Source organism: Bacillus cereus group sp. MYBK139-1, from assembly GCF_051916915.1.
In the GTDB taxonomy this organism is placed as follows: domain Bacteria; phylum Bacillota; class Bacilli; order Bacillales; family Bacillaceae_G; genus Bacillus_A; species Bacillus_A pacificus.
Map to the genome: position 1 here is coordinate 133,027 of NZ_JBQAHO010000003.1, position 22,744 is coordinate 155,770.

Below are 22,744 nucleotides of genomic sequence, written 5' to 3' on the forward strand. Positions count from 1 at the left end.
GAAGAAATAGGCTCAACCATGGCCTATCCTCTCCCTCTTCTAAAGAAAACGCTTACTTAATCTCTCTCTATTTTATCAGAAAATTAGATTTTTAAAAGATTAAATTAAGAATTTATATCGTTTCTACCTGTGACAATATGTTCTACATTTGTTAAATGATCTAGCATTGCTTGCTGCGCTAATTCTACATCTTGCTTTAACACTGCATCATATATAACTTGATGCTCTTCTATAAGTCGTTCTGATGTTGTTTGTTCACCATATAAAATAATGCGCCTTGATTCACCAATCGTTTCAGCAATCATCTCTGAAACATGATTCATAAGTTCAAGCAAAATGTTGTTATGCGAAGACTCCGCAATTCCCATATGGAACTGAAAATCTGCTTTTTCACCAGCTTTTTCATCTCCAACGCTCTTTGCCATTTCATCTAACCAATGCTTCATATTTTGCAAATTATCTTCCGTACGTTTTGCCGCAGCTGCTCGAACTGCCCCCACTTCAAGCACCTTTCGTACTTCTAATAAATTCAAAATATCTTCTTTCTTCATCAATAATCTATTGTTTAATGATTTTGTTAATGAAGAAGAATCGAAGTTCTTCACATATGTACCTTCTCCTTGTTTCATCTCAATTAAGCCCATTGCTCTTAGCGCACTTAGCGCTTCACGAACAGCAGATCTACCAACTTGAAACTGCTCAGCTAATTGATGTACAGGAAGTAGTTTGTCACCAGGTTTTAACGTACCATTTTTAATCATTGTTAAAATAGCTTCAGATACTTCTTCGTAAATCTTTTTCGGTTTAATAGATTTGTACTCCAGTTAAATCACCTCAGTATCTTCCAAACAACAATTGAAACGATTTATAAGAACTTTGCATCATAACTATTTTAGAACGAATTGGTAAGAAGTACAAATGTTTTGTTCATAAAATCGTCAAAATTCCGATATTTATTACATATTAATTTATATCTTACGTATAATTATTGTCTTCCATATAAAGAGCATGCCCTAAAAATTAGAACATGCTCTCCTCATCCTGTACTTTCAATTTAATACTAACCGTCGTACCGTCCCCTTTTTCACTTTCAATCCGCCACTGTCCATCATGTATATGAACAATTTGTCTTACAATTGCCAGGCCTAAACCTGTTCCACCATGTTGACGACTTCTCGCTTTATCAACTCGGTAAAAACGCTCGCCAAGGTTTTCTAAATGCTCTGTATCAATACCGATTCCCGTATCTTTTATGTTCAATTCACAGTAATCATCTACCTGCCTGAGCGTTATCATAATATCCCCGTTTTGATTCGTATACCGTATCGCATTATCTAACACGTTATGAAGCACTTGTTGCATACGATCCTCATCAATCATTACAATGATTTCTGGATTTAAATTTGTTGAAATACGAATTTTCTTTTCTATAAACTTAATCTCATACGTATCTAACACATCTTCAATTAGTTGTGAAAAAACGATAGGTTGTTTCTTTAACGGAAAATGTTCCCCTTCTAGTTGTGCTAAATCTAATAAATCATGAACGAGACGCTGCATACGATCTGCTTCTTTATGAATAAGCTGTGTTACTTTTTCCTGCTGTGGTCCCTTCGCTACACCATCTAAAATAGCCTCGCTATACCCTTTTATATAACTAAGCGGTGTTCTTAGTTCATGCGAAACGTTAGCTAAAAACTCCTTACGCTTTACATCTTCTGTCTCCAAAGAATTTGCCATTTTATTAAATGCTTTTCCTAATCGCCCAATTTCATCTTCAGAAGAAATTGTAATTCGTTCTGAGAAATCTCCCGTAGCCAAATGATTGGCAACTCGCTCCATTTGCGAAAGTGGTTTCGTAATAGCAATAATAATTTTTCTACCAATCCATATTGTCAGTAAAGTTATAGCAAGTGCTAACGGTGCTAAAATAAGACCCATATCATATATTAAGTCTTTTATACTTTTTAAAGGAATATAAGAATATACAATACCAACTAATTTTTTATTTTCTAAAACAGGGATGACAACCCCCATAATATTACGGTCAAAATGTTCCTCGTATCCTATCTTTGTCACAGTTTTTCCATCTAATAATGCTTGCCTGTCCCCTTCACTTATAAGAGAATGATGGTGCACATCAAATGGTAAACAAGCGCTTAAATCACGTGGGTTCGATACGAAAAGAACGTCTGAACTAGATATTTGATCAAATGCTCTTACTTTCTCTTCAAAAATTGATATTCCTTCGCGCTTATCATATTGCGCAGAAAGACGCTTCCCTTCCATTACTAATGAATCTTTTAAATTATCAACGTATAGTTTTTCATACGAGTATAAAGATACGAAATAAAGAAAAGAAACTGTTACAAATACTGCACATACTACTGTCAGCCAAAGCTTCTGTACCATCGTAAACATACGTTACACCTCAAATTTATAGCCTACACCCCAAACAGTTTGAATGTAGTTTCCACTTTCTCCAAGCTTCAAACGCATCGTTTTCACGTGCGTATCTACGGTTCTTGTACTTCCGGCATAATCATATCCCCATACCTTTTCTAGCAATTGTTCTCGGCTAAATACTTGTCCCGTATGTTGGCAAAGAAAATAGAGTAAATCAAACTCTTTTACTGTAAGAGAAATTGGCTCATCATCCACCTCAATTTTCCTACTTTTTTCATTAATAAGGATCGGTCCAAACTGAAATTCCTCTTGTTGCTCTTGCTTTGTATAACGCCTTAATACAGCTTCCATACGAGCAATTAATTCACCAGGACTAAATGGCTTTACAATATAATCATCTGCTCCCATACGTAAGCCGTTCACCCTATTCCACTCTTCACCTTTTGCTGTTAAAAATATAATTGGTACATCTGACGTTTTTCTAATTTCTTTGCAAACTGAAAGTCCATCCATCTCTGGCATCATAATATCTAATACAACGAAATCATAATGGTCCGTTTCTAATTTTTTTAGAGCCTCTTTTCCATTTTCAGCTTCTCCCCACTCGTATCCGAAATTATCTAAGTACATTCCAACAAGTTGCCTCATATCACTTTCATCATCTACAACTAGCACCCTATATTTACTCATTGTCCTTCCCTTCTCTCTCTATGAGTTGAAACGGTCCTTTTCCGACTTTAATTGTTTGTTTTATTTTCAAATTCTTCATATCCATGACGCACACTTCATCACTATCATAGCTGGCTACGTATCCTTCTGCTCCGCTCTTCAAAAATGCAAATGGGTTCGATCCTACTTCTACAGAAGCCACCTCTTTATACGTGCTAACATCAAACTTTCTAAGCGTATTCGAACCGTGACTTAATGCATATACATACTTATTATCCTTCGTAATATTCACAGGCATAAACGGAGCGTGTAAAGAACGTACCATTTCTCCGCTCTGCAAAGAATACACTAATACTTTCTCATTTACCTGATTTCCATCACCATGTCCGCCAATCCATATTTCTTTCCCCTCTGGACTAATTGTCGCTCCCGTTGACGCTGGTGGAATCATAAAGGATTGCATCACTTCTTTTTTCTTTGTATCAATTGTCGTTAGCTTCGTATCATAAAAGTTTAATACAGATAACTGGTTATGGTACTCTACCATCGTTATTGGTCCTTTTCCTGTCGAAACATTCCCTGTCTCTTTTCCATTAATCGTAAAGAACCTTACCTTTTGGGCATTTTGATCGGCAGCAAATAATTGCTTTTTATCTTCTGATACGACTACATTTACAATGCCTTTTCCTGTTTTATATTTTTCCACTTGCCTTCCTTCTGCTAGTGAATATACATACATGTACTCTAACTGCTTACCATATACAAGTATGTCCTCACCATTTGGAAGTAGTGCAATCCCTGCCATTGGTTCGTTAAGTTCCCATGTCGTAATTAACTTTTTAGTATGTTTATCTACAAAACTAATACTACCTTCTTTTATATTCGTTGTTATAATAACACTTTTATCTTTAGCAATCGATGTATAGGAACTTCCTTGACACCCTACTAATAGAAATAAAAAACAGAGAAGAAAAACATACTTTCTCAAAAGATCCCCTCCATCTTCGGATGATTTCGTTATAATTGTAAAATAACAAATAAATGTGTGGAAAGTGTGAAATTTCCCTTTCCTACTTCATTTACATATATAATGTACAACAAATAGAATTTGAGGTGTGCCAATTATGCTTTTTCCTGATTTAGCGAATAAAATTGTACGAGAAGTACGCAGGCTAATTAAAGAAAATATTATTATCATTAATATACAAGGCGTTATTATCGCAAGTACAGATATAGAAAGAATCGGCCAATTTCATGAGGGCGCACTCCGCTGCGCAAAACAAAAGAAAACTGTCATTATTACAAAAGAGGATGAACGACGTTTGCAAGGCGTAAAGGCAGGTATGAATCTCCCTTTACTATTCCATGACGAAGTAATTGGTGTCATTGGAATCACAGGCGAACCTGAAAATATTTCACAATACGGAGAAATATTACGTAAAATGACCGAACTACTCATCCATGAAAACTACTTTTTAGAACAACTAGAACTTGAACACCGTTCTTATGAAGCATTTGTCTTTGATTGGCTTCAAAATACAGACTGGTCTCCAAGCTTTCTCGATCGTGCCAAAACACTTGGTATTGATTTATATAAGAAAAAACAACTTATTTTGTTCTCTATCGATCAAAATGACACGATGCTTCAGCGTAAGATTTGGCAACATGTACGCAATCTATTAACAAAGGAGCATCTATTTGTTCGCTGGGGAAATGATCGATTCATTTTATTTACAGCCACGAACTCCAAAGAGCAAACGTATCAATTTTTAAAACGATTAAAACAAGACTGTGAAACTTTATTTTCTATTCCTTTATATATCGGGATTGGACAATCCGTTATGCCAAGCAATATGAACTTATCGTATGAACAAGCATTACAAGCTCTTTCTGTATCACTTGAAACGAAAAAAATTGTATTTAATGAAGATTTACGTTTAGAAATGTGCTTACAAGATATTTCTGCGGAAACGCGGGAACAGTTTCTAAAGCGCACCATTGAAAACTTACTATCATCTCCTGAGCTTATGCACACTTTACGTTTATTTATCGATTATAACCAATCCTATAAACAAACAGCGGAGCAATTACACATACACATTAACACACTGCATTACAGACTTAAAAAAATTGAGGAGTATACAGGACTTAATCCGAAACAATTCAAAGACTTAAACATTTTATACTTCTCGCTCCTCTTATTAGATAATCACACAAAAAAGAATGATAAAACAGATTAATCTTTAGATGATTATACATAGAAAGAATCCCCCGACTTTTTTATCATTATAATGAAAGCACTGTGATAACGTTTTTTATTATGACTAATTACGTTAACAGTTTGAGGGGGATTTCCAATGTTAGAAAAAAAAATTATTGATTCATTCGTATCTATTGTTGGCGAAGATAATGTGGATACATCCAATATGGGGCGTTTAACGTATAGTTATGATGCCACTCCAAACTTCCAAGCAATGCCTGATGCAGTCATTGCTCCTCGTAATACAAATGAAGTAGCTGAAGTGTTAAAAGTATGTAACACTCATCATATTCCTGTATATGTTCGTGGTTCTGGAACAAACCTTTGTGCAGGGACATGTCCACTTGAAGGCGGTATCGTCCTTATCTTCCGCCATATGAATAACATTTTAGAAATTGATGAAGAAAATTTAACAATTACTGTACAAGCTGGTGTCATTACCCTTGATATTATTAAAGTGGTGGAAGAAAAAGGTTTATTTTATCCACCAGATCCAAGCTCAATGAAAATTTCTACAATTGGCGGTAACATTAATGAAAACTCGGGTGGATTACGTGGATTAAAATATGGCGTAACACGTGATTATGTGATGGGTCTTGAACTTGTCTTACCAAATGGTGATATGATTCGTACTGGTGGTAAATTGGCAAAAGATGTAGCTGGTTATGATTTAACTCGTTTATTTATCGGTTCTGAAGGAACACTTGGCGTCGTGACTGAAGCGATATTAAAACTTGTTCCTATGCCTGAAACGAAGAAAACGATGCTTGCACTATATGAAGATATTAATGAAGCTGCTCGTGCTGTTTCTTCTATTATTGCAAATAAAATCATTCCAGCGACACTTGAGTTTTTAGATCAGCCGACCATTGAAGTAGTAGAAGAGTTTGCACAAATCGGTTTACCAACTGATGTAAAAGCAATTTTATTAATTGAACAAGACGGCCCGCCTGAAGTTGTGAATCGAGATATTGAAAAAATGGCTAATGTTTGTCGTTCTATGAATGCAGTTGATGTTCGCGTTGCAAAAGATGAAGCGGAAGCCGATGCGCTTCGTACAGCTCGCCGTAGTGCACTGTCAGCACTCGCAAGATTAAAGCCTACTACAATATTAGAAGATGCAACGGTACCACGATCACAGATTGCTCCAATGGTTGAAGCCATTAATGCCATTGCTAAAAAGTATAATATTCCTATTTGTACGTTTGGACATGCTGGCGATGGTAACCTACACCCAACTTGTATGACAGATGCTCGCAACGAAGAAGAAATGCACCGAGCTGAACAAGCTTTTGCTGAAATATTTGCGAAAGCAATCGAACTTGGTGGCACGATCACTGGTGAGCATGGTGTTGGTGCAATGAAAGCTCCGTATTTAGAAATGAAATTAGGTAAAGAAGGTATTGCTGCTATGCAAGGAATTAAACATGCCTTCGATCCAAATAACATTATGAATCCAGGAAAGATGTTCGCGAAGGACACTCGCAAAAGAGTGGTGGTTGAGCGATGACAACATTAAATAAAGAAAACATTCAAAAAGAATTTAAAGAACGATTAAGTGAAGATGAACTACTAAACTGTATGCGATGCGGTTTCTGCTTACCAACTTGTCCTACTTATATTCAATCTGGATATAAAGAATCACATTCACCACGTGGACGTATCGCATTAATGAAAGCAGTCGTTGACGGTTTAATTGAGCCAGATGAAGATGTTGAAAACACATTAAATGTTTGCCTCGGCTGCCGTGCTTGTGAACCTGTTTGTCCATCTGGTGTGAATTATGGGCATTTATTAGAAGAAGCCCGTGATATTATAAATCAAAACAAAAAATTCTCAGTGCCAGTGAGAGCTGTTCGTAAAGTCGTTTTTGAAGGACTTTTCCCTCATCAAAATCGAATGAGAACATTAACAGGGTTAATCGGATTTTACCAACGTTCCGGTTTACAAACGCTAACACACAAAACAGGAATTATGAAGTTATTCCCTGAAACCCTTGCAACAATGGATCTCGTTTTGCCTAAGGTCCCTAAAATGAAAGCAATGAAAGATCGGCCTGAATTTTTACCTGCTGAAAGTACAAAGAAGAAACAAGTTGCATTCTTCACAGGTTGTTTAATGGATACAATGTTTTTAGAAACAAATAACGCAACGATGAAACTTCTTCAGTTAGCTGGTTGTGATATCGTTATTCCGAAAACACAAAGTTGCTGCGGAGCATTACACGGGCATGCTGGTGAGAAAAGTGGAGCAAAAGAATTAGCTAAACGCAATATAAAAGCATTCGAAGACTTAAACATCGACTATATTATTACGAATGCTGGTGGTTGCGGAGCTTACCTCGTAGACTACTATTACCTGTTAAAAGATGATCCACAGTGGGCAAAACGTGCAAAGCAGTTTGTTTCTAAAATTAAAGATATTACTGCTATTCTAGTAGAACTAGATTTCCATAAACGTAATGACTTACGACTCACGCCGCAAATTATTACGTATCAAGACTCTTGTCACTTACGCAATGTTATGCGAACATCTTCAGAACCTCGTATGTTACTAGAAGCAATTCAAGGCGCAACATACCGTGAAATGAAAGATGCGGATCGCTGCTGTGGTTCTGCTGGTATTTATAACATTGTTCATTCAGAACTATCCATGGAATTTCTAGATTACAAAATGGACCGTGTGCATGAAACAGAAGCAGCAACCATTGTTACTGCAAATCCAGGTTGTTTATTACAAATGAAATTAGGCATTGAACGAGAGGGTCTTTCTCATAAAATGAGAGGAATTCACATTGTTGATTTATTATTAGAAGCAATTGAAACCAGCTCGTAATAACTCGTAACATACGTAATAATAGGAAAACGGCTATCTCCTTCGTCTATGTAAAGAGATAGCCGCTTTTTTGTCCGCTACAACATTAAAAATATGTTACTTTATTATAAAAAAGAACAACAGAAACATTACAGTTTTGTAAAAATCAATCCAGTATATTCCTAAAAAAAACGCTCAAACCATTGATACAATAGGATTCCTCATTTTCAATATAGGTACATTTATCCAAAAACCCCCTCTTATAATCAAGTATAAAAATGCTGAAAATTCCTTTTATACTCTATGTTTCTCTTATTTCCCCCCCTTTCCCCTCTTAGGATAAATTAGGTAAATTTTAAGTCTATGAATTTTTTTCCATCTTTTTTCTCACAAAATCTATGCTACGATGAGTTTGTCAGTCAGACAGGCTGTCAAAAACAAATCGTGTGAAAACAAATTAAAACTTTATATAGGGGGACACACATCATGAAAAAGCGTGTTTTATTATCTGTAGCCGCTGCAACGGCTCTTACTTTAGGAGTATCTTCTCTAGATGCACAAGCTGCAACAGTACAACCATCTAACATAAAGGTTCAAAATATTCAGCATTCAAAAGTGATGATGAAGCAAATGAGCCAACAAGAATTACAAGCATTCTTACAATCTATGGGCGTTGAGTCATTAGCACAATGGCAACAAGGAAACTTCCAACCAAATTGCATTATTCCTGGTCAACAACCTACTGAAAATGTTGTAACTGAGCAACCGACAGCTAAGCCAGAAACTCAAAAGCCTGCTGAGCAAAAACCTGCCGAGCAAAAGCCTGCTGAAGAAGTTCAAAAACCAGAAGCTCAAAAGCCTGCTGAAAACAATAATACGCAAAAACCAGCTGAACAAAAACCGGCTGAGCAAAAGCCTGCTGAAGAAGCAAAATCTTTAAGCGAGTTCGAACAACGTGTTGTTGAATTAACAAACGCTGAGCGTGCAAAACAAGGTCTACCAGCTTTAAAAATTGACACTGAATTAAGCAAAGTAGCACGCATTAAATCTGAAGATATGCAAAAAAATAACTACTTTGATCATAACAGTCCTACATACGGGTCTCCGTTTGACATGATGAAGAAATTTGGTATTTCTTATACATCTGCAGGTGAAAACATCGCCCAAGGCCAACGTACACCTGAAGAAGTAGTACAAGCTTGGATGAACAGTGCTGGACACCGTGCAAACATCTTAAATAATGGCTTCACTCACATCGGTGTTGGCTATGTAGAAAGCGGTAACTACTGGACACAACAATTTATTACGAAGTAAATAGATTAAAAGAGTCTTCTCATAATGAGAAGACTCTTTTTTACGTTTCATAACTTTCTATTATGTAAGAGTATAAAGCGTAGAACATAAACAAAATAGAACCACCACTTATTACGCTAAGTAACACATAAAATCCCCATTTCAAGTTCAAAAACAATGAAAACAATATACTACATGCCATCACTTGAAAAATCCGTCTACTCACTAAACGGATCTTTTTTAATTTGATTGAGTCTTTTTCCGTACTCTGAACTTTTTTAAACGCCTTACTAAGCATAAAAAGAAACATACTAATCCCTATTGTTAGTCCTGTTTGAAAGGATATCATGCTTCCAAAATTAATAAAGAGAATGAGCATATGGATAAACAACATAAATAAAGTAATCGTCTTTAGAAATCCACTTATCATGACATGCTCGTCTTCATTAAACTTATATATATTATGTGAAATAATATACATCAATCCATGTAAGAAAATAATAAGACAAGGAATAAGTGCTATAACAACTTGTTTACTCATAAACTCGTTCGGCCGACCATTTACATCCCAATGTACCGCCAAATGCTCTGGTAAATATGGATAGAGACATAGAGTAACTAAAAGACAAGCGAAAAATATTCCTAGTATATATTTATATTTGATCAAGTGATTCTCACCTCTCTTTTCTCTTAACGGCTTCGCTTCTTTTAGAGAAATTCCTGCAAAAATCTACTTTTCTCAAATTTAAACTTACACTTTACGCATTTACTCTTTGAAATTCTTTCATTGTGTCATTTAATTTTGTAGGAAATGGTACATCAACTTCAATCTCTTCTTTCGTAATTGGGTGTAAAAAGTTTATCTTCATCGCATGTAACGCTTGCCTAGACATATATTTCGTTCCTCCACCATATAAAATATCCCCAACTAACGGATTACCATTATAGCTCATATGAACACGAATTTGATGGGTTCTACCAGTTTCTAATTGTAACGTTACGAGCGTAACATTTTGTTTTTTAAAATACTTCTCTACTTTATAATATGTGATTGCTTGATCTCCCTTTGGAGAAACACGTCGTCTCGTCGCATGATGGCGATCTCTTCCGATAGCCGCATTAATCGTTCCTTGCTTCTTGTTCACTTTCCCTTCTACAAGAGCCGCATACGTTCTTTTAATTTTTCGTTCCATTAATAGACGATCCATAATTGCACCAGCAATTCTATGTTTGGCAAATACAACACCACCTGTCGTATCTTTATCTAACCGATGAATATGACGAACCTTCGTCTCTAAACCTTGCATTTGAAAATGAAAGGCAACAAGATTTGCAAGTGTTCCCATCCCGCCTTTTTCAGCAGGGTGCGTATCCATCTTCTCAGGCTTATTGACAATGAGTACATGATCGTCTTCATATACTACATCTAATTCACCATATTCAGGCTCTACACCGTATTCTTCCTCCATAAACATATGAACTTGTAACTTTTCATCCTCTTTTAAAAGCTCATTCCATCTTCTCTGTTCTCCGTTAACAGTAACACCTTTTTCCATACGAAGCTGATGTAACAACTTTTTCGGTATTTCCCATTCTATTTTTAATAACGACTCAATGCTTATACCATTCCATTTCGCTGGCACAGTAATTTCGCACCATTCGCCCTTCTTTTTCGTTTCCATACTGTATCACCTTATTTCTATTGATTCTCTCATTGTAACGGAAAATACACTTTGATGCACCGTCAAAAATAGAGGACAGTCTTATAATAGACTGCCCCTCACGCTCTACGCCTTCTCATTTCCTGCAATACTTCTTCCGCTTTTTGTTCATACGATAAATCTTTAAAGAAATCCGCCAATCTTTTATAATCATTATACGTATCTAATAAGTCATCCATCTTTTCTGCTTTCATCACTTGTTGTTTTTGCTTCATTTTTACTGGATAACGATAGCCCGATACTTCTTGTATTTTGTAATACTCATCTTCTACTTGAATAACTTTTACAAGTTCCTCTTCCTCCGCATCCATCGTATACCCATCAAAATCTCTAAGCAATTCATAAATGATATGAGTCCATTCATCTTTTGGATAAAACCCTTTTTCTAACCGATAACCGACAATGCGATACATATGCCCATCGTTTTCTGCAAACTGTACTGTATCATTTAGCTTAAACTTAAAATAACGAAACATTGCCTTCACCTACTTATATGTAATGTTCTTATCACATACTATTTGCAAAATGTAGGTCTTGCTATTCATAAAAAAAATACTCATCTTATAGACGAGTATTTTTTATGATGATTTTTCTCTCTTCTTTCGAAATGGTAACCACCAGTTCCAGTCTCCAAACAATTTCATTAAACTTGGTACGAGCATAAGACGAATAATTGTTGCATCAAGAAATATCGCTAATGCAACGCCAAGACCCATTTGCCGTACTGGTAAAATATCAGTAAAGGCGAAAGCACCAGTTACAACAATCATAATTAATGCAGCTGATGTAATAATTCTACTTGTTGAAACAAGTCCTTCTAACGTCGCTTGATCGTTATCCCCTGTTTCTTCATACAGTTCATGGATACGCGAAATAAGAAAGACTTCATAATCCATGCTAAGCCCAAAGACGAGGCCGAAAATGAAGATTGGTAAAACAAATAGAACTGGACTTGCTTCTAAACCAAAATGACCACCTTCAAATAACCAAACAACAATTCCAATTGTTGCACTTAGACTAAGTATATTCATAATAATCGCCTTAATTGGAATGAGTATAGATCGAAATGCAAATAATAATATAACAAACGTCGATCCAAATATAACAGACATACCAATTGCAACTTTATCTTTAATTTCATCTTCTAACTCTTGTTGGAACGTCGTCATTCCGCCTAGATAATACGTAACATTCGTTTCTTTATAATTTCGTTTAAAATCACGAACCCACTGTTTAGCAGTTTCAGTACGTGGTTTTGTATCTAAAAAGACTTCGATTGTTGTCTTATTTCCTTTCGTATACGCTTCAAATACCGGAGCTATTTTAGCAGCTTCTGGCGACTGTAACATCCCAGCAACTTGATCTGATTTCATTCCATTTAAACTGTCGTATAAACTTCTTACTTCATATACTTTCTTATCATCTTTTAACTTCCGAATGACTTCTTCTAGCTTTTGTAAACTTTCTTTTTCTTTTATATCTTTTTTCGTCTCTACGACTAACGTAACATCAGCATGTGTTTTTGCAGTTTCATTAAATGCCTCTTCGTACTTCTCATATGCAATTCTTGTATCACTTTGTTTAGGTAAAGCCTCCACATCAGGGAACTGCAAATTAGCTGTACGTAATGGTAATAAGCAAATCACAATAAATGTTGTAACAACAATAATCATCGCAATTGGATGTTTCATTACAAATTGTGCAAATGTACGCCACGCCTTTGCCGGTGTATGTGCTACTTGATTCTTTTTTAATATTCGTTTACCGATTAACGATAATAGCGCTGGAAGAAGTGTGAGCGAGAATAAAACACTCATAATCACAACAATCATTCCACTAATTGCGACAGACTGAATATAATCGATTTTAAAGAAAAACAAACCGGATAGGCCAACGAATACACATAATCCTGAAAATACGATTGCCCGCCCTGCTGTTTGATATGTAATTGCTATCGCTTCTTTTACCGTTCGCTTTGCAACTTCCTCTCGAAAGCGATTTACAAATAATAGTGCAAAATCAATAGATAATGCAAGTCCAATCATCGGTGCAACATTTAACACAAAGATAGATAGTTCCTTATCGCTACCTATAAAGTATAATATTCCCATCGTACTAATAACACTAAGTGCCCCATTTACAATTGGTAAAATAGATGCCAAAAGGCTACCGAATGAAAATAGTAATACGAGGAATGCAATTGGTAACCCAATCATCTCTGCCACTTTTAAATCATTTTGCGTTCTTTCATTAATTTCTTTATTAATTTTCGGAAACCCTGTAGGTGTTACTTTTAATGCTGTATTACTTTCCTTTTCAATTTTATCAGCAAATCGTAATGTCTTTTCCAGTCGTTCTTTATTTGTTTTCCCGGAAAATAAAATTGTCGCATAGCCAATATCATCTTGTAACATTTCTTTATTTTGCACTGGATGATGGAAAGATTCATATGTCTCTTTTTCTTGTACATTTTTTACAATCCCCTCTACTTGCTTTTGAAATTCCTCATGTGAAACGCCCTTATTTTTTTCAAAAACGAGTAGAAGTGTATCTTGAGACCTCTTAAAATCTTTATCTAAAATTTCTTTCGTTTTTTGGTAGTCCCCTTCCGTTTGGAAGCCATCCCCACCTAGTACGCCTGGTAGCTTTGGTGCGAATATACCGAGTGCTATCGCAACCAATAGTAATGCTACTATTACTGTATAACGGAACTGATACAAAAAAGCTCCTAATTTTCCCCACTTATCTACTTTATGTACATTTGTTTTCACACATTTCCACCTACTTTACATCATTCAATTGTCACTTATACTGTATCACATCTTCATACAAACAAAAAACGTCTAAAAAAACTATAATAATAGTTTTTCTAGACGTTTTTCTATCTCTCTTTATTAAGACCAAACCTCTCAGTAAGTAAACGATGGTAATAAATCGCCATAATTAATAAAATACCACCTACGCAATAGCCTGCTAAAATATCAGTTGGATAATGTACATTTAAAATGACTCTACTTAATCCAATCGATACAATGATTATTCCCATCAAAATGGTTATCATATATTTCCCTGTTACACTCTTCAAATTTGCCGCAATGATATAAGCAAGAAATCCGAATGTCATAATAGATAACATCGCATGTCCACTAGGGAAGCTATATCCAAGTGCATCCAACGCTTCATTTAGCGACGGACGATCCCTTTTCATAATTTCTTTTATCCCTTTATTCACAAGATGGGTTATTAAGATGCCCACTGGATATACGATCATCGCAGCATAGTAACGTTTTCTCCAAAAAACAAGTAAACTTATAACGAGCGTAGTTACAATCCCAATAGCAGACCCTAATTTTGTATAGTGTGAGAAAAATGTAAGCGAACTTTCAGTTTGTAATGCTTTTACTAACCCTCTGACATATGTATCCATCACTGTAACACCACCAGCATGTACTCTCCAAGCAACAATGCCAAATACAGCAAATAATAAACCGATACACATTACCTCATATTGATGCAACTTCTTCTTCAAACGATTTCCTCCTACTATGAAAAAATGCGATTTCTACTTTAGAAACCGCATTTTCTCACTTATTTACCTTTTGTTTTTAACTCTGTCCAGTAACGGTCGTAGTCTTTTAGCTTATCGTCTACATCAACAAGCCATTCTGTACGATCTAATTCTTCTTTCGTTAAGAAGATCATGTGGTTTTCACGATATTCTTTACTATGAAGAGGGTGAGCTTTTTCATTTGGATTACTGTATCCAATTGACTCGTAGTTTTTCACACTTACTTTTTCATCTAGTAAGTAGTTCATAAACTTCTCTGCAAGCTCTTTGTTTTTCGCGCCTTTTGGAATTGCTAACGTATCAGCCCAAATTGTGCCGCCTTCTTTTGGTACAACGTACTCTACATCTTTATTATCTTTTGCGATAAATGCGGCATCTCCAGACCAAACTGTTCCAATCCAAGCATCTTCTGTAATAAATTTTTGTTTAATATTATCTGTATCAAATGCTAATAAGTTTGGAAGTAGCTTCTGTAAATCAGTTGCTGCTGTCTTTAACTGTGCATCGTCTTTCGTGCTGTTTGAAAATCCATGCTTCTTAAGACCCATTCCTAACACTTCACGAGAATCATTTAATAAAGTTACATGCCCTTTATATTTCTCATTCCATAAGTCAGCCCAACTTGTAGGTGCTTCCTTCACATACTTTTTATTGTATGCAATACCTGTTACGCCCCAAGTATATACTAAAGAATATTTATTCTCTGGATCAAATGCAGGTGTTTTGAAATTAGAAATCATGTTTTCGATATTTGGGATATTCTTTTTATCTAACGGCGCTAATAAATCCATTTTCGCCATTGTTTTAACCATGTAATCAGACGGCTGAATTAAATCATACTTCGCGCCACCTGCTTGTAATTTCGCAAGCATTTCTTCATTACTTGCATACTTATCATAGTTAATTTTCACGTTATATTTCTTTTCAAAATCTCTTAACACTTGCTCATCAAAATTGTCAGCCCAGCTATAAATGTTTAACTCTTCTTTTTTTTCACCACAACCAGCAAGTACACCAGCAACAAGGCTAAAGCTAATTGCTGCGCCTGCTAATCTTTTCATTAATTTCATCGGTTTTATTACCTCCTCGTACTTTCTATATCGTTCGTATTATAAAGGAAGGTGTCCTCCAGAGTTTTCTTCACCATCTGCACCTTTGTTACGGAAGATTTCAGATAGAACCATTAATCCTACGATAGCCACAATTAGAATTGTAGAAAGTGCATTAATTTCTGGTGATACTCCGCGCTTAACCATACTGTAAATGTATAATGGCAATGTTGTTGATCCTGGTCCTGATACGAAGAAACTAATTACAAAATCATCAATTGATAATGTGAATGTTAATAATGCGGCAGAAATAACTCCTGGTGCAATTGCTGGAAACGTTACATAACGAAACGTTTGCCACGGCGTTGCTCCTAAATCATTCGCAGCCTCTTCTAAATCACGTCCCATACCAGAAAGGCGTGCTGCTAAAATAACGACAACAAATGAAATACTAAATGTAATGTGTGCAATAATAATTGTTGTTTTACCAAGCTCCATACCTAATTGACTAAATAAAATAAGTAAAGATAATCCCATTAAAATATCAGGGATTAAAATTGGTAAATATACAAGACCGTTAATCGCACCTTCATAACGATATTTATAACGATGTAATGCAATTGCGAAAATCACGCCAAGAACTGTCGTTACAATCGTCGTTACGACCGCAATCGTCATACTATTTACAAACGCATCAATAACATCTTGTTTTTGAAATAAATCTGTATACCAATGGAATGTGAATCCTTCCCATTCCGCATTAATGCGAGAATCATTGAAGGAATACACCATTAAAACCATCATTGGAAAATACAAGAACAATAAAATTAACCAAGAATAAGAAACTAAAAACTTCTTCATCTTTGCCTATTCCCCTCCGTTCCCATCATATTTATATACTTTCGTTGCACGATAATATAAGTAAATTAACAGAACAGAGAATAGAACAACAATCATAGATAACGCAGATCCAAACGGCCAATCACGCGCTCCTAAGAATTGATTTTGAATTACGTTGCCGATTAATGCTACTTTCGATCCACCCATAACGTCTGATACAACAAACATTCCGATAGAAGAAACAAACACTAAAATAGAACCGGTAGCAATCCCTGACATCGTCATTGGTACTGTAACATTCCAAAATGCCTTTACTGGTGTTGCCCCTAAATCATAAGCTGCTTCTAGCTTACGCTTATCAAGCTGCTCAATCGCTGCATACACTGGTAAAATCATAAATGGTAATAAAGAATATACCATCCCGAGTATGACAGAAGGTGTATTATATAGTAAATTTAAAGGTTCACTAATAATACCCAGCTTCAATAGCAATGTGTTTACAAGACCTTGTGAACGTAAAATAACAATCCATGCGTAAGAACGAACAAGGAAGTTAATCCAAAACGGGATCGTTGCCAATAATAAAAGAATCGAACGATATTTGCGATCAACAATTGTAATTGTATATGCAAATGGATAACCAATCAGTAAACATATTACTGTGGTGATAACCGCAATTTTCACTGTTTCCCATAACGTCCCCATATATAATGGGTCAAATACACGTACTATGTTCTCTAATGTAAATTGCATTTCTACTGTCCCATATGCTCCGCGTTGCATGAAGGCAAATGCCAATACAAACAGAAGGGGAATTAAGAAGAAGATTAACAGCCATGCGACTGTAGGTAGTGCGAGTAATTTCCCTTTTTTCAATTTAAGGTCACCTCGTCCTCTTGCTCCCAGCCTACGTATACATTATCTCCAATGCTCCACTGCGCTGCTTCTTCAGCAGTTTGATATGCCATTAGTAATTCTGATGTTTTCTCATCACGTACATAAAGCTTTTCCATATTTCCAACAAACTCAATGTCTTCAATATGTCCAAGATGGTATTCTTTTAAAACCGGTTCTTCAACCGAACGCACTTTTACGTTTTCAGGGCGAATTGCTACATAGCCTTCCCCGTTTTTCACAATATTATTTTCACCGATAAATGTCGCAACGAACAACGTTTTCGGCTTATTATAAATTTCTTTCGGCGTTCCAATTTGTTCAATATGTCCTTTATTCATAACTACGATACGATCACTCATGCTCATCGCTTCTTCTTGATCGTGCGTTACGTATATGAACGTAATTCCTAAATTACGTTGTAAGTTTTTCAATTCACGTTGCAAGTCTTTTCTTAACTTAAAGTCTAACGCCCCAAGTGGCTCGTCTAGTAATAGTACACGCGGGTTATTTACAATCGCTCTCGCAATTGCTACACGCTGCTGCTGTCCACCAGAAAGCTTTGCAGGTTTACGATTACGGAACTCAAGTAACTGCGTTAAACGCATTGCCTCTTCAGCACGCTCTTTCTGCTCTGCTGCCGGTACTTTCTGCATTTTCATACCGAAACAAATATTTTTCTCCACATTCATATGTGGGAATAGCGCATAATGTTGGAACACTAGGTTCATATGACGCTTATATGGTGGCAAATCGTTAATCTTTTCATCATCTAATAAAAGATTCCCTTTAGTTGGAGTTTCAAATCCTGCGATCATACGAAGTAACGTCGTTTTCCCGCAACCACTCGGCCCTAAAATAGTTAAAAATTCCCCTTCTTTAATATCTAAAGAAAGCGGTGGGATAATCACTTGATTTCCAAAATGTTTTTCTACTGCTTCAACTTTAATAATCTTTTTCATTTTCCCGTCCTATCTACCTCAAATTTAAATTTTTATATTCATGAATAAATATTTATGTTCTATAGACTATTTTTTGTTTCGATCCAAACAAAAATGGTTATTTAGCAAGCGTTCACTTCTATTCTTTATGTAGTATGTTTGATTCATTTTCGCATGATACATAATGTCGAACAGAAAAACCCCTTCCATTCCGAAGGGGCTATTATCATACGGCTACGCCTACTGATAAACACCATCATCATTTTAACAACTTTCGTATGAATTTTAAAGCACTTTTTGTAGAAGAGTAACGAATTTTCATATCGAATGCCGTAGATTGGGCTAAAATGCTTTTATAATGTGAAAAAGTCCGAAAACTTTCTTCTCCATGATAACTCCCTAATCCACTACTTCCGACGCCCCCAAAAGGTAAATATGGCGTTGCAAGATGATAGACGACATCATTAATACAGCCTCCGCCATACGAAATATTACTCGTTACTTTCTTTTGCACTCCTTTATTTTCAGAGAATACATATAACGCTAACGGCTTCGGGTGTTGCTGAATCGTGTCAATTACATCTTCTATGTTGTCGTATTCTATAATTGGTAAAATCGGACCAAAAATTTCGTCTTCCATAACAGCACTTTCCCATGTAACATTAGTTAACACTGTTGGTTCTATATGTAAAGTTTCTTTTTTATAGTTCCCGCCAATTACAGTTTTACCATCTTTCAAAAACGTACATAAACGTTCAAAATGACGTTCACTCACAATTCGTACATAATTATCATTGTGCAGTGGCTCTTTTCCATACTGCTCCTCAATTTCATGTCGCAACGCTTCAATTAACTGTTCTTTCACGGAAGCATGCACATACATATAATCAGGCGCTACACACGTTTGCCCTGCATTTAAAAACTTTCCCCACACAATCCTTCTTGCTGTTACATCTATTTTCGCATCTTTATGTACAATACATGGACTTTTCCCGCCAAGTTCTAACGTAAGCGGCGTCAACTGTTTTGCTGCTGCTTCCATTACTACTTTTCCAACGCCCACACTTCCTGTAAAGAAAATATAATCAAACGGTTCTTTCAGCAAAGCTGTACTCTCTTCAACGCCGCCTTCTACTACCGCTACAAGCTCTTCTTGGAATAATTCTTCTAACATCCTCGTAATCACTTTGGAAACGTTTGGCGTTAACTCCGACGGTTTTAAAACGATTGTATTTCCGGCTGCTAGCGCTCCTACAAGCGGTGCAATTGCTAATTGAAACGGATAGTTCCACGGTGCAATAATAAGTGTCACACCGTACGGTTCAGGCACTACTTTCCCCTTTGATCCAAAATGAGTGAGTGCTGTTCGAACACGCTTCGGTTTACTCCACGATGAAATATGCTTCAATTGAAAAGAGATTTCTTTTAATACATATCCCACTTCCGTTGTAAACGACTCATGAACTGACTTATTTAAATCTAATTTCAACGCCTGAAATATTTCTTCTTCAAAACGCTGAATGCCTTCATAAAGCTTCTTCAAATTATTCTTTCTCACTTCTATACTTCTCGTATGGCCATTATAAAAATATGCTTTTTGTTTATTTACAATAGAAGAAACACTCATTCATTCACCTTCTCCCACTATTTTTATCCAATTCTTTCATTATTTATATAGACTTCATATATAATAAATTTCTATTCGTAAAGTTACATTATATATAATTTCTTTTTGTATATAAAATTCATTGCTCACAAAAAAACTACCGAAAAAAAATCTCTCGGTAGTTTTACTGTATTAACGATATAAACGAACAGCACCTGCAGAATTATCATCAGCTTGTCCTACTACTTCAAACTTCAGACCAAGATTCGGTAAAATACGTCCTGCATCTGGAATCTGTTGGTTAATATACGTTTTCGAATCGTCAAATTTCGGTACACCCGCTAAGCCATCATACGTAAATGTTCCACGCGTTGGAGATACAACTTTCCAAGCTGGTGTTTTGTCGAATGAGAACGCTGCATCAGCGATTTGGAATCGTGTACTACTCTTAACTGTCGGTTTACCATTTAAAGTTCCTACAATTGCTTCTGGGTGAGAGTCAACTACACCAAGGAAACCATGTCCTGGATGTACGCCAACCCAGTTATCTGTGTAAGCAGAGTCCGCATACCATACGACCATACCAGTGTTAAATACTGGACCGCGTGCAAATTTCAATGCATTATCTGCACCAGCATAATTTCTCCACTCTACATAATAGTTATGTTTTTTCTTCTCTGTTCCGTTAGATACAACGAAACCATCTAATTTTAATTGTGGTGTACCTTCTGCGTCATCAGAGAATACTACTTTACCATCTACTGTTAATGAAGCATTATCAAGAGCGAATCCATTTAATGCTAAACCACCATCAGTAATGTAATCAAATGTTAATTTTACTTTCTTGCCTTTGAATTGACTTAAATCGTATGATTTGTCAATCCATTTTCCATTTGTCGAATCTGCATTTCCACTATTTGCTTTCTCACCAAGTCTTTCAATTAACGTTTGTTTCCCATCTTCTGTTACAGCATGTACTTCAAGGAAGTCATACTCTGCTTCAATTTCATATAACGATTTGAAATCAAATTTCGCAGTCGTTGCATTCGTTAAATCAAACAGCGGTGTTTCCATCTTTGTATGAAGATCGTCACCTTTTGTGCTGTAATAATACTTCTTACCAAATGCTGGTTCAATTGTTTTAACATCTTTATCCGGTAAGTTAACACGAATCATACCTGGACGATCTGACTTCGTTACACTTTGATCTAAATACGTCGCTAGACCGATACCTTTATTTAATTTCTCGTAATCTACTTCTACGATATTTGCCCAGTTACCACCGATTGTTTTTTGGAAAAATTCTTTATTTTGTGGTGAGAAACTCGTTGGCGTCGTTCCAGCGATTTTACCAGCCCAGCTTCCGCCACTCATAATAGACCAAGCTTCAATCGGCTCACCTTGACCACTATATTGTGTATCGTACTCATCTGGAAGACCTAAATCGTGACCATATTCATGTGCGAATACACCAACTGCTCCATCTTCTGGTTCAATTGTGTAGTCGAATGCTGCCATTTTTCCACCCCAATATGGAACTTTCGCTTGTGTGCCTTCAATTGGGAATGGTTTTGGTCCAACTGTCCAGCGATGTGACCAAATTGCATCGTCACCTAATTTACCGCCGCCAGCTTCTTGTCCAACACCTGCATGGATAATCATTAAGTGATCGATTAAACCATCCGGTTGATTTTGATTACCATCACCATTTACATCGTATTGATCGAATTGATCAAACTCAGATAAATCAATACCGCTATCTACAGCTGCTTTTAATGCATCTTTTACTAAATCACGTGGTCCTTTTGGTCCTTTATTATCATGACCGCCACTTGCAGCATCTGCACCGTAATCAGCGGCTTTACCAGGAACTGTTAACCATTTTGTAACCGTTCCATCCACTGTGTAACTACCGCCAGATTGCTCTTCATAATATTGTTTAAACGTTTCGATTTTACTTCCATCATCTAATGTGAATGGCTCATCACCGAATAACATTTTTTCATAATGTTCTTTGTTAAAATCGTTAGAATACATATAACCAGGTTCTTTATCGATATTGTTATGTTTAAAGTCCGCGTACTCTACAAGTAAAACAAGTACTTTATCTTTACGCACATCACCGTTATACGCTTTTTGCTTTGCCGGAGATGTTGGTACTTTACCATTTAAGCCGCCTTTAACTGGTCCTGTCGCAGTAGGTGTTCCTGTTGCAGGTTTATCTAACTTTTCTTTCGTATCTGCTTTCGCATCTTTCACTTTCTTTAAAAAGTCAGATGCTTCTTTCATAAGTGGGTCCCCATTTGATACTTCTTTCCCAGGATTTTCACCCTTTTTGTTCTCTACATATTTTTCGACAGCTTTCTTTGTTTCTGTCTCTGAAGCCTTCGAATCAATTACCCCACGTTTTTTTAGTGCATCTGCTAAACGTTCTTCCGGAATTAAATGATCATCAACTGGGCTCGTAGCTGTCTTATTAACAGGCGTTTCAGCATATGCAGACTGGCCACCTGCTCCGAATGAAAGACCTAATACAGCTGTCAAAGCGATTGATGATAAAACTTTGAACGGTTTCTTGTTCATCCCTTATTTCCTCCCCTAATAAATAATATGTATTACAAATTGAATTTTATTAAAAATTCAATATTTTTTCAATATTTAGTCATATTATGTAATGTTTTTA

19 protein-coding genes are annotated in these 22,744 nt (G+C 36.1%); 4 read left to right on the plus strand and 15 right to left on the minus strand.

Annotated features, from left to right (window positions below):
- Positions 1-104 precede the first annotated feature (104 nt).
- The 4 genes from ACTFRS_RS17725 to ACTFRS_RS17740 all read right to left on the minus strand — a co-directional run bounded on the left by ACTFRS_RS17725 (position 105) and on the right by ACTFRS_RS17740 (position 4,063).
- Positions 105-794, minus strand: coding sequence for a FadR/GntR family transcriptional regulator (locus ACTFRS_RS17725; protein ID WP_254912616.1), 690 nt, complete (start codon positions 792-794; stop codon positions 105-107).
- A 226-nt stretch (positions 795-1,020) separates the two neighbouring features.
- Positions 1,021-2,421, minus strand: a complete 1,401-nt coding sequence (locus ACTFRS_RS17730) for a sensor histidine kinase (RefSeq protein ID WP_440023545.1) — start codon at positions 2,419-2,421, stop codon at positions 1,021-1,023.
- A gap of 3 nt (positions 2,422-2,424) precedes the next feature.
- Complete coding sequence (locus ACTFRS_RS17735; RefSeq protein ID WP_431085151.1) at positions 2,425-3,096, minus strand: response regulator transcription factor; 672 nt, start codon at positions 3,094-3,096, stop codon at positions 2,425-2,427.
- The gene (locus ACTFRS_RS17740) at positions 3,089-4,063 is read right to left on the minus strand and encodes a YncE family protein (protein ID WP_139869685.1); all 975 of its coding nucleotides are present in this window, start codon (positions 4,061-4,063) and stop codon (positions 3,089-3,091) included. Before ACTFRS_RS17740 ends, ACTFRS_RS17735 begins: the two co-directional genes overlap by 8 nt.
- A 136-nt stretch (positions 4,064-4,199) precedes the next feature.
- Between ACTFRS_RS17740 and ACTFRS_RS17745 the strand changes: the two genes are divergently transcribed.
- The 4 genes from ACTFRS_RS17745 to ACTFRS_RS17760 all read left to right on the plus strand — a co-directional run bounded on the left by ACTFRS_RS17745 (position 4,200) and on the right by ACTFRS_RS17760 (position 9,463).
- The gene (locus ACTFRS_RS17745) at positions 4,200-5,315 is read left to right on the plus strand and encodes a CdaR family transcriptional regulator (RefSeq protein WP_139869686.1); all 1,116 of its coding nucleotides are present in this window, start codon (positions 4,200-4,202) and stop codon (positions 5,313-5,315) included.
- A 117-nt stretch (positions 5,316-5,432) separates the two neighbouring features.
- Positions 5,433-6,845 (plus strand): glycolate oxidase subunit GlcD, encoded by a 1,413-nt coding sequence (gene glcD, locus ACTFRS_RS17750; protein WP_431085149.1) that lies wholly within the window; start codon positions 5,433-5,435, stop codon positions 6,843-6,845.
- Positions 6,842-8,170 (plus strand): (Fe-S)-binding protein, encoded by a 1,329-nt coding sequence (locus ACTFRS_RS17755; protein ID WP_440023542.1) that lies wholly within the window; start codon positions 6,842-6,844, stop codon positions 8,168-8,170. Before glcD ends, ACTFRS_RS17755 begins: the two co-directional genes overlap by 4 nt.
- A gap of 465 nt (positions 8,171-8,635) precedes the next feature.
- Positions 8,636-9,463: a CAP domain-containing protein gene (locus tag ACTFRS_RS17760; protein ID WP_000747582.1), complete on the plus strand. Its 828-nt coding sequence runs from the start codon at positions 8,636-8,638 to the stop codon at positions 9,461-9,463.
- Positions 9,464-9,503: 40 nt separating this feature from the next.
- On the opposite strand, the gene ACTFRS_RS17765 is transcribed toward ACTFRS_RS17760, so the two are convergent.
- From ACTFRS_RS17765 to inhA1, 11 genes are all read right to left on the minus strand, one after another.
- Positions 9,504-10,109 (minus strand): DUF1648 domain-containing protein, encoded by a 606-nt coding sequence (locus ACTFRS_RS17765; RefSeq protein WP_000598990.1) that lies wholly within the window; start codon positions 10,107-10,109, stop codon positions 9,504-9,506.
- A 91-nt stretch (positions 10,110-10,200) separates the two neighbouring features.
- A complete protein-coding gene (locus ACTFRS_RS17770; RefSeq protein ID WP_139869690.1) occupies positions 10,201-11,124 on the minus strand; it encodes an RluA family pseudouridine synthase in 924 nt (307 codons plus the stop codon).
- A gap of 98 nt (positions 11,125-11,222) precedes the next feature.
- Entirely contained in the window at positions 11,223-11,639 is a 417-nt protein-coding gene (locus ACTFRS_RS17775; RefSeq protein ID WP_139869691.1) for a histidinol dehydrogenase, read from the minus strand.
- Between the two features lie 102 nt (positions 11,640-11,741).
- Entirely contained in the window at positions 11,742-13,934 is a 2,193-nt protein-coding gene (locus ACTFRS_RS17780; RefSeq protein ID WP_440023539.1) for an MMPL family transporter, read from the minus strand.
- Positions 13,935-14,044: 110 nt separating this feature from the next.
- Positions 14,045-14,692, minus strand: coding sequence for a phosphatase PAP2 family protein (locus tag ACTFRS_RS17785; RefSeq protein WP_440023537.1), 648 nt, complete (start codon positions 14,690-14,692; stop codon positions 14,045-14,047).
- Between the two features lie 59 nt (positions 14,693-14,751).
- Positions 14,752-15,801, minus strand: a complete 1,050-nt coding sequence (potD, locus tag ACTFRS_RS17790; protein ID WP_000772497.1) for a spermidine/putrescine ABC transporter substrate-binding protein PotD — start codon at positions 15,799-15,801, stop codon at positions 14,752-14,754.
- A 39-nt stretch (positions 15,802-15,840) separates the two neighbouring features.
- Positions 15,841-16,641 (minus strand): spermidine/putrescine ABC transporter permease PotC, encoded by an 801-nt coding sequence (potC, locus tag ACTFRS_RS17795; RefSeq protein ID WP_000714205.1) that lies wholly within the window; start codon positions 16,639-16,641, stop codon positions 15,841-15,843.
- A 6-nt stretch (positions 16,642-16,647) separates the two neighbouring features.
- A complete protein-coding gene (gene potB / locus ACTFRS_RS17800) occupies positions 16,648-17,496 on the minus strand; it encodes a spermidine/putrescine ABC transporter permease PotB (protein WP_139869694.1) in 849 nt (282 codons plus the stop codon).
- Positions 17,493-18,476 carry a spermidine/putrescine ABC transporter ATP-binding protein PotA gene (gene potA / locus ACTFRS_RS17805; RefSeq protein WP_074607973.1) on the minus strand — a complete coding sequence of 328 codons (984 nt, stop codon included), beginning with the start codon at positions 18,474-18,476 and terminating at the stop codon, positions 17,493-17,495. Before potA ends, potB begins: the two co-directional genes overlap by 4 nt.
- A 238-nt stretch (positions 18,477-18,714) precedes the next feature.
- Positions 18,715-20,082: an aldehyde dehydrogenase gene (locus tag ACTFRS_RS17810; protein ID WP_440023534.1), complete on the minus strand. Its 1,368-nt coding sequence runs from the start codon at positions 20,080-20,082 to the stop codon at positions 18,715-18,717.
- Positions 20,083-20,253: 171 nt separating this feature from the next.
- Positions 20,254-22,644, minus strand: a complete 2,391-nt coding sequence (gene inhA1, locus ACTFRS_RS17815; RefSeq protein ID WP_440023533.1) for a M6 family metalloprotease immune inhibitor InhA1 — start codon at positions 22,642-22,644, stop codon at positions 20,254-20,256.
- Positions 22,645-22,744 lie beyond the last annotated feature (100 nt).

Bases quoted from the DNA above. Each gene is read 5' to 3' on its own strand.
- potC (WP_000714205.1), bottom strand. From the start codon at position 16,641: ATGAAGAAGTTTTTAGTTTCTTATTCTTGGTTAATTTTATTGTTCTTG.
- ACTFRS_RS17760 (WP_000747582.1), top strand. From the start codon at position 8,636: ATGAAAAAGCGTGTTTTATTATCTGTAGCCGCTGCAACGGCTCTTACT.
- inhA1 (WP_440023533.1), bottom strand. From the start codon at position 22,644: ATGAACAAGAAACCGTTCAAAGTTTTATCATCAATCGCTTTGACAGCT.
- potA (WP_074607973.1), bottom strand. From the start codon at position 18,476: ATGAAAAAGATTATTAAAGTTGAAGCAGTAGAAAAACATTTTGGAAAT.
- ACTFRS_RS17730 (WP_440023545.1), bottom strand. From the start codon at position 2,421: ATGTTTACGATGGTACAGAAGCTTTGGCTGACAGTAGTATGTGCAGTA.
- potD (WP_000772497.1), bottom strand. From the start codon at position 15,801: ATGAAATTAATGAAAAGATTAGCAGGCGCAGCAATTAGCTTTAGCCTT.
- ACTFRS_RS17810 (WP_440023534.1), bottom strand. From the start codon at position 20,082: ATGAGTGTTTCTTCTATTGTAAATAAACAAAAAGCATATTTTTATAAT.
- glcD (WP_431085149.1), top strand. From the start codon at position 5,433: ATGTTAGAAAAAAAAATTATTGATTCATTCGTATCTATTGTTGGCGAA.
- ACTFRS_RS17775 (WP_139869691.1), bottom strand. From the start codon at position 11,639: ATGTTTCGTTATTTTAAGTTTAAGCTAAATGATACAGTACAGTTTGCA.
- ACTFRS_RS17770 (WP_139869690.1), bottom strand. From the start codon at position 11,124: ATGGAAACGAAAAAGAAGGGCGAATGGTGCGAAATTACTGTGCCAGCG.
- ACTFRS_RS17735 (WP_431085151.1), bottom strand. From the start codon at position 3,096: ATGAGTAAATATAGGGTGCTAGTTGTAGATGATGAAAGTGATATGAGG.
- ACTFRS_RS17745 (WP_139869686.1), top strand. From the start codon at position 4,200: ATGCTTTTTCCTGATTTAGCGAATAAAATTGTACGAGAAGTACGCAGG.
- ACTFRS_RS17755 (WP_440023542.1), top strand. From the start codon at position 6,842: ATGACAACATTAAATAAAGAAAACATTCAAAAAGAATTTAAAGAACGA.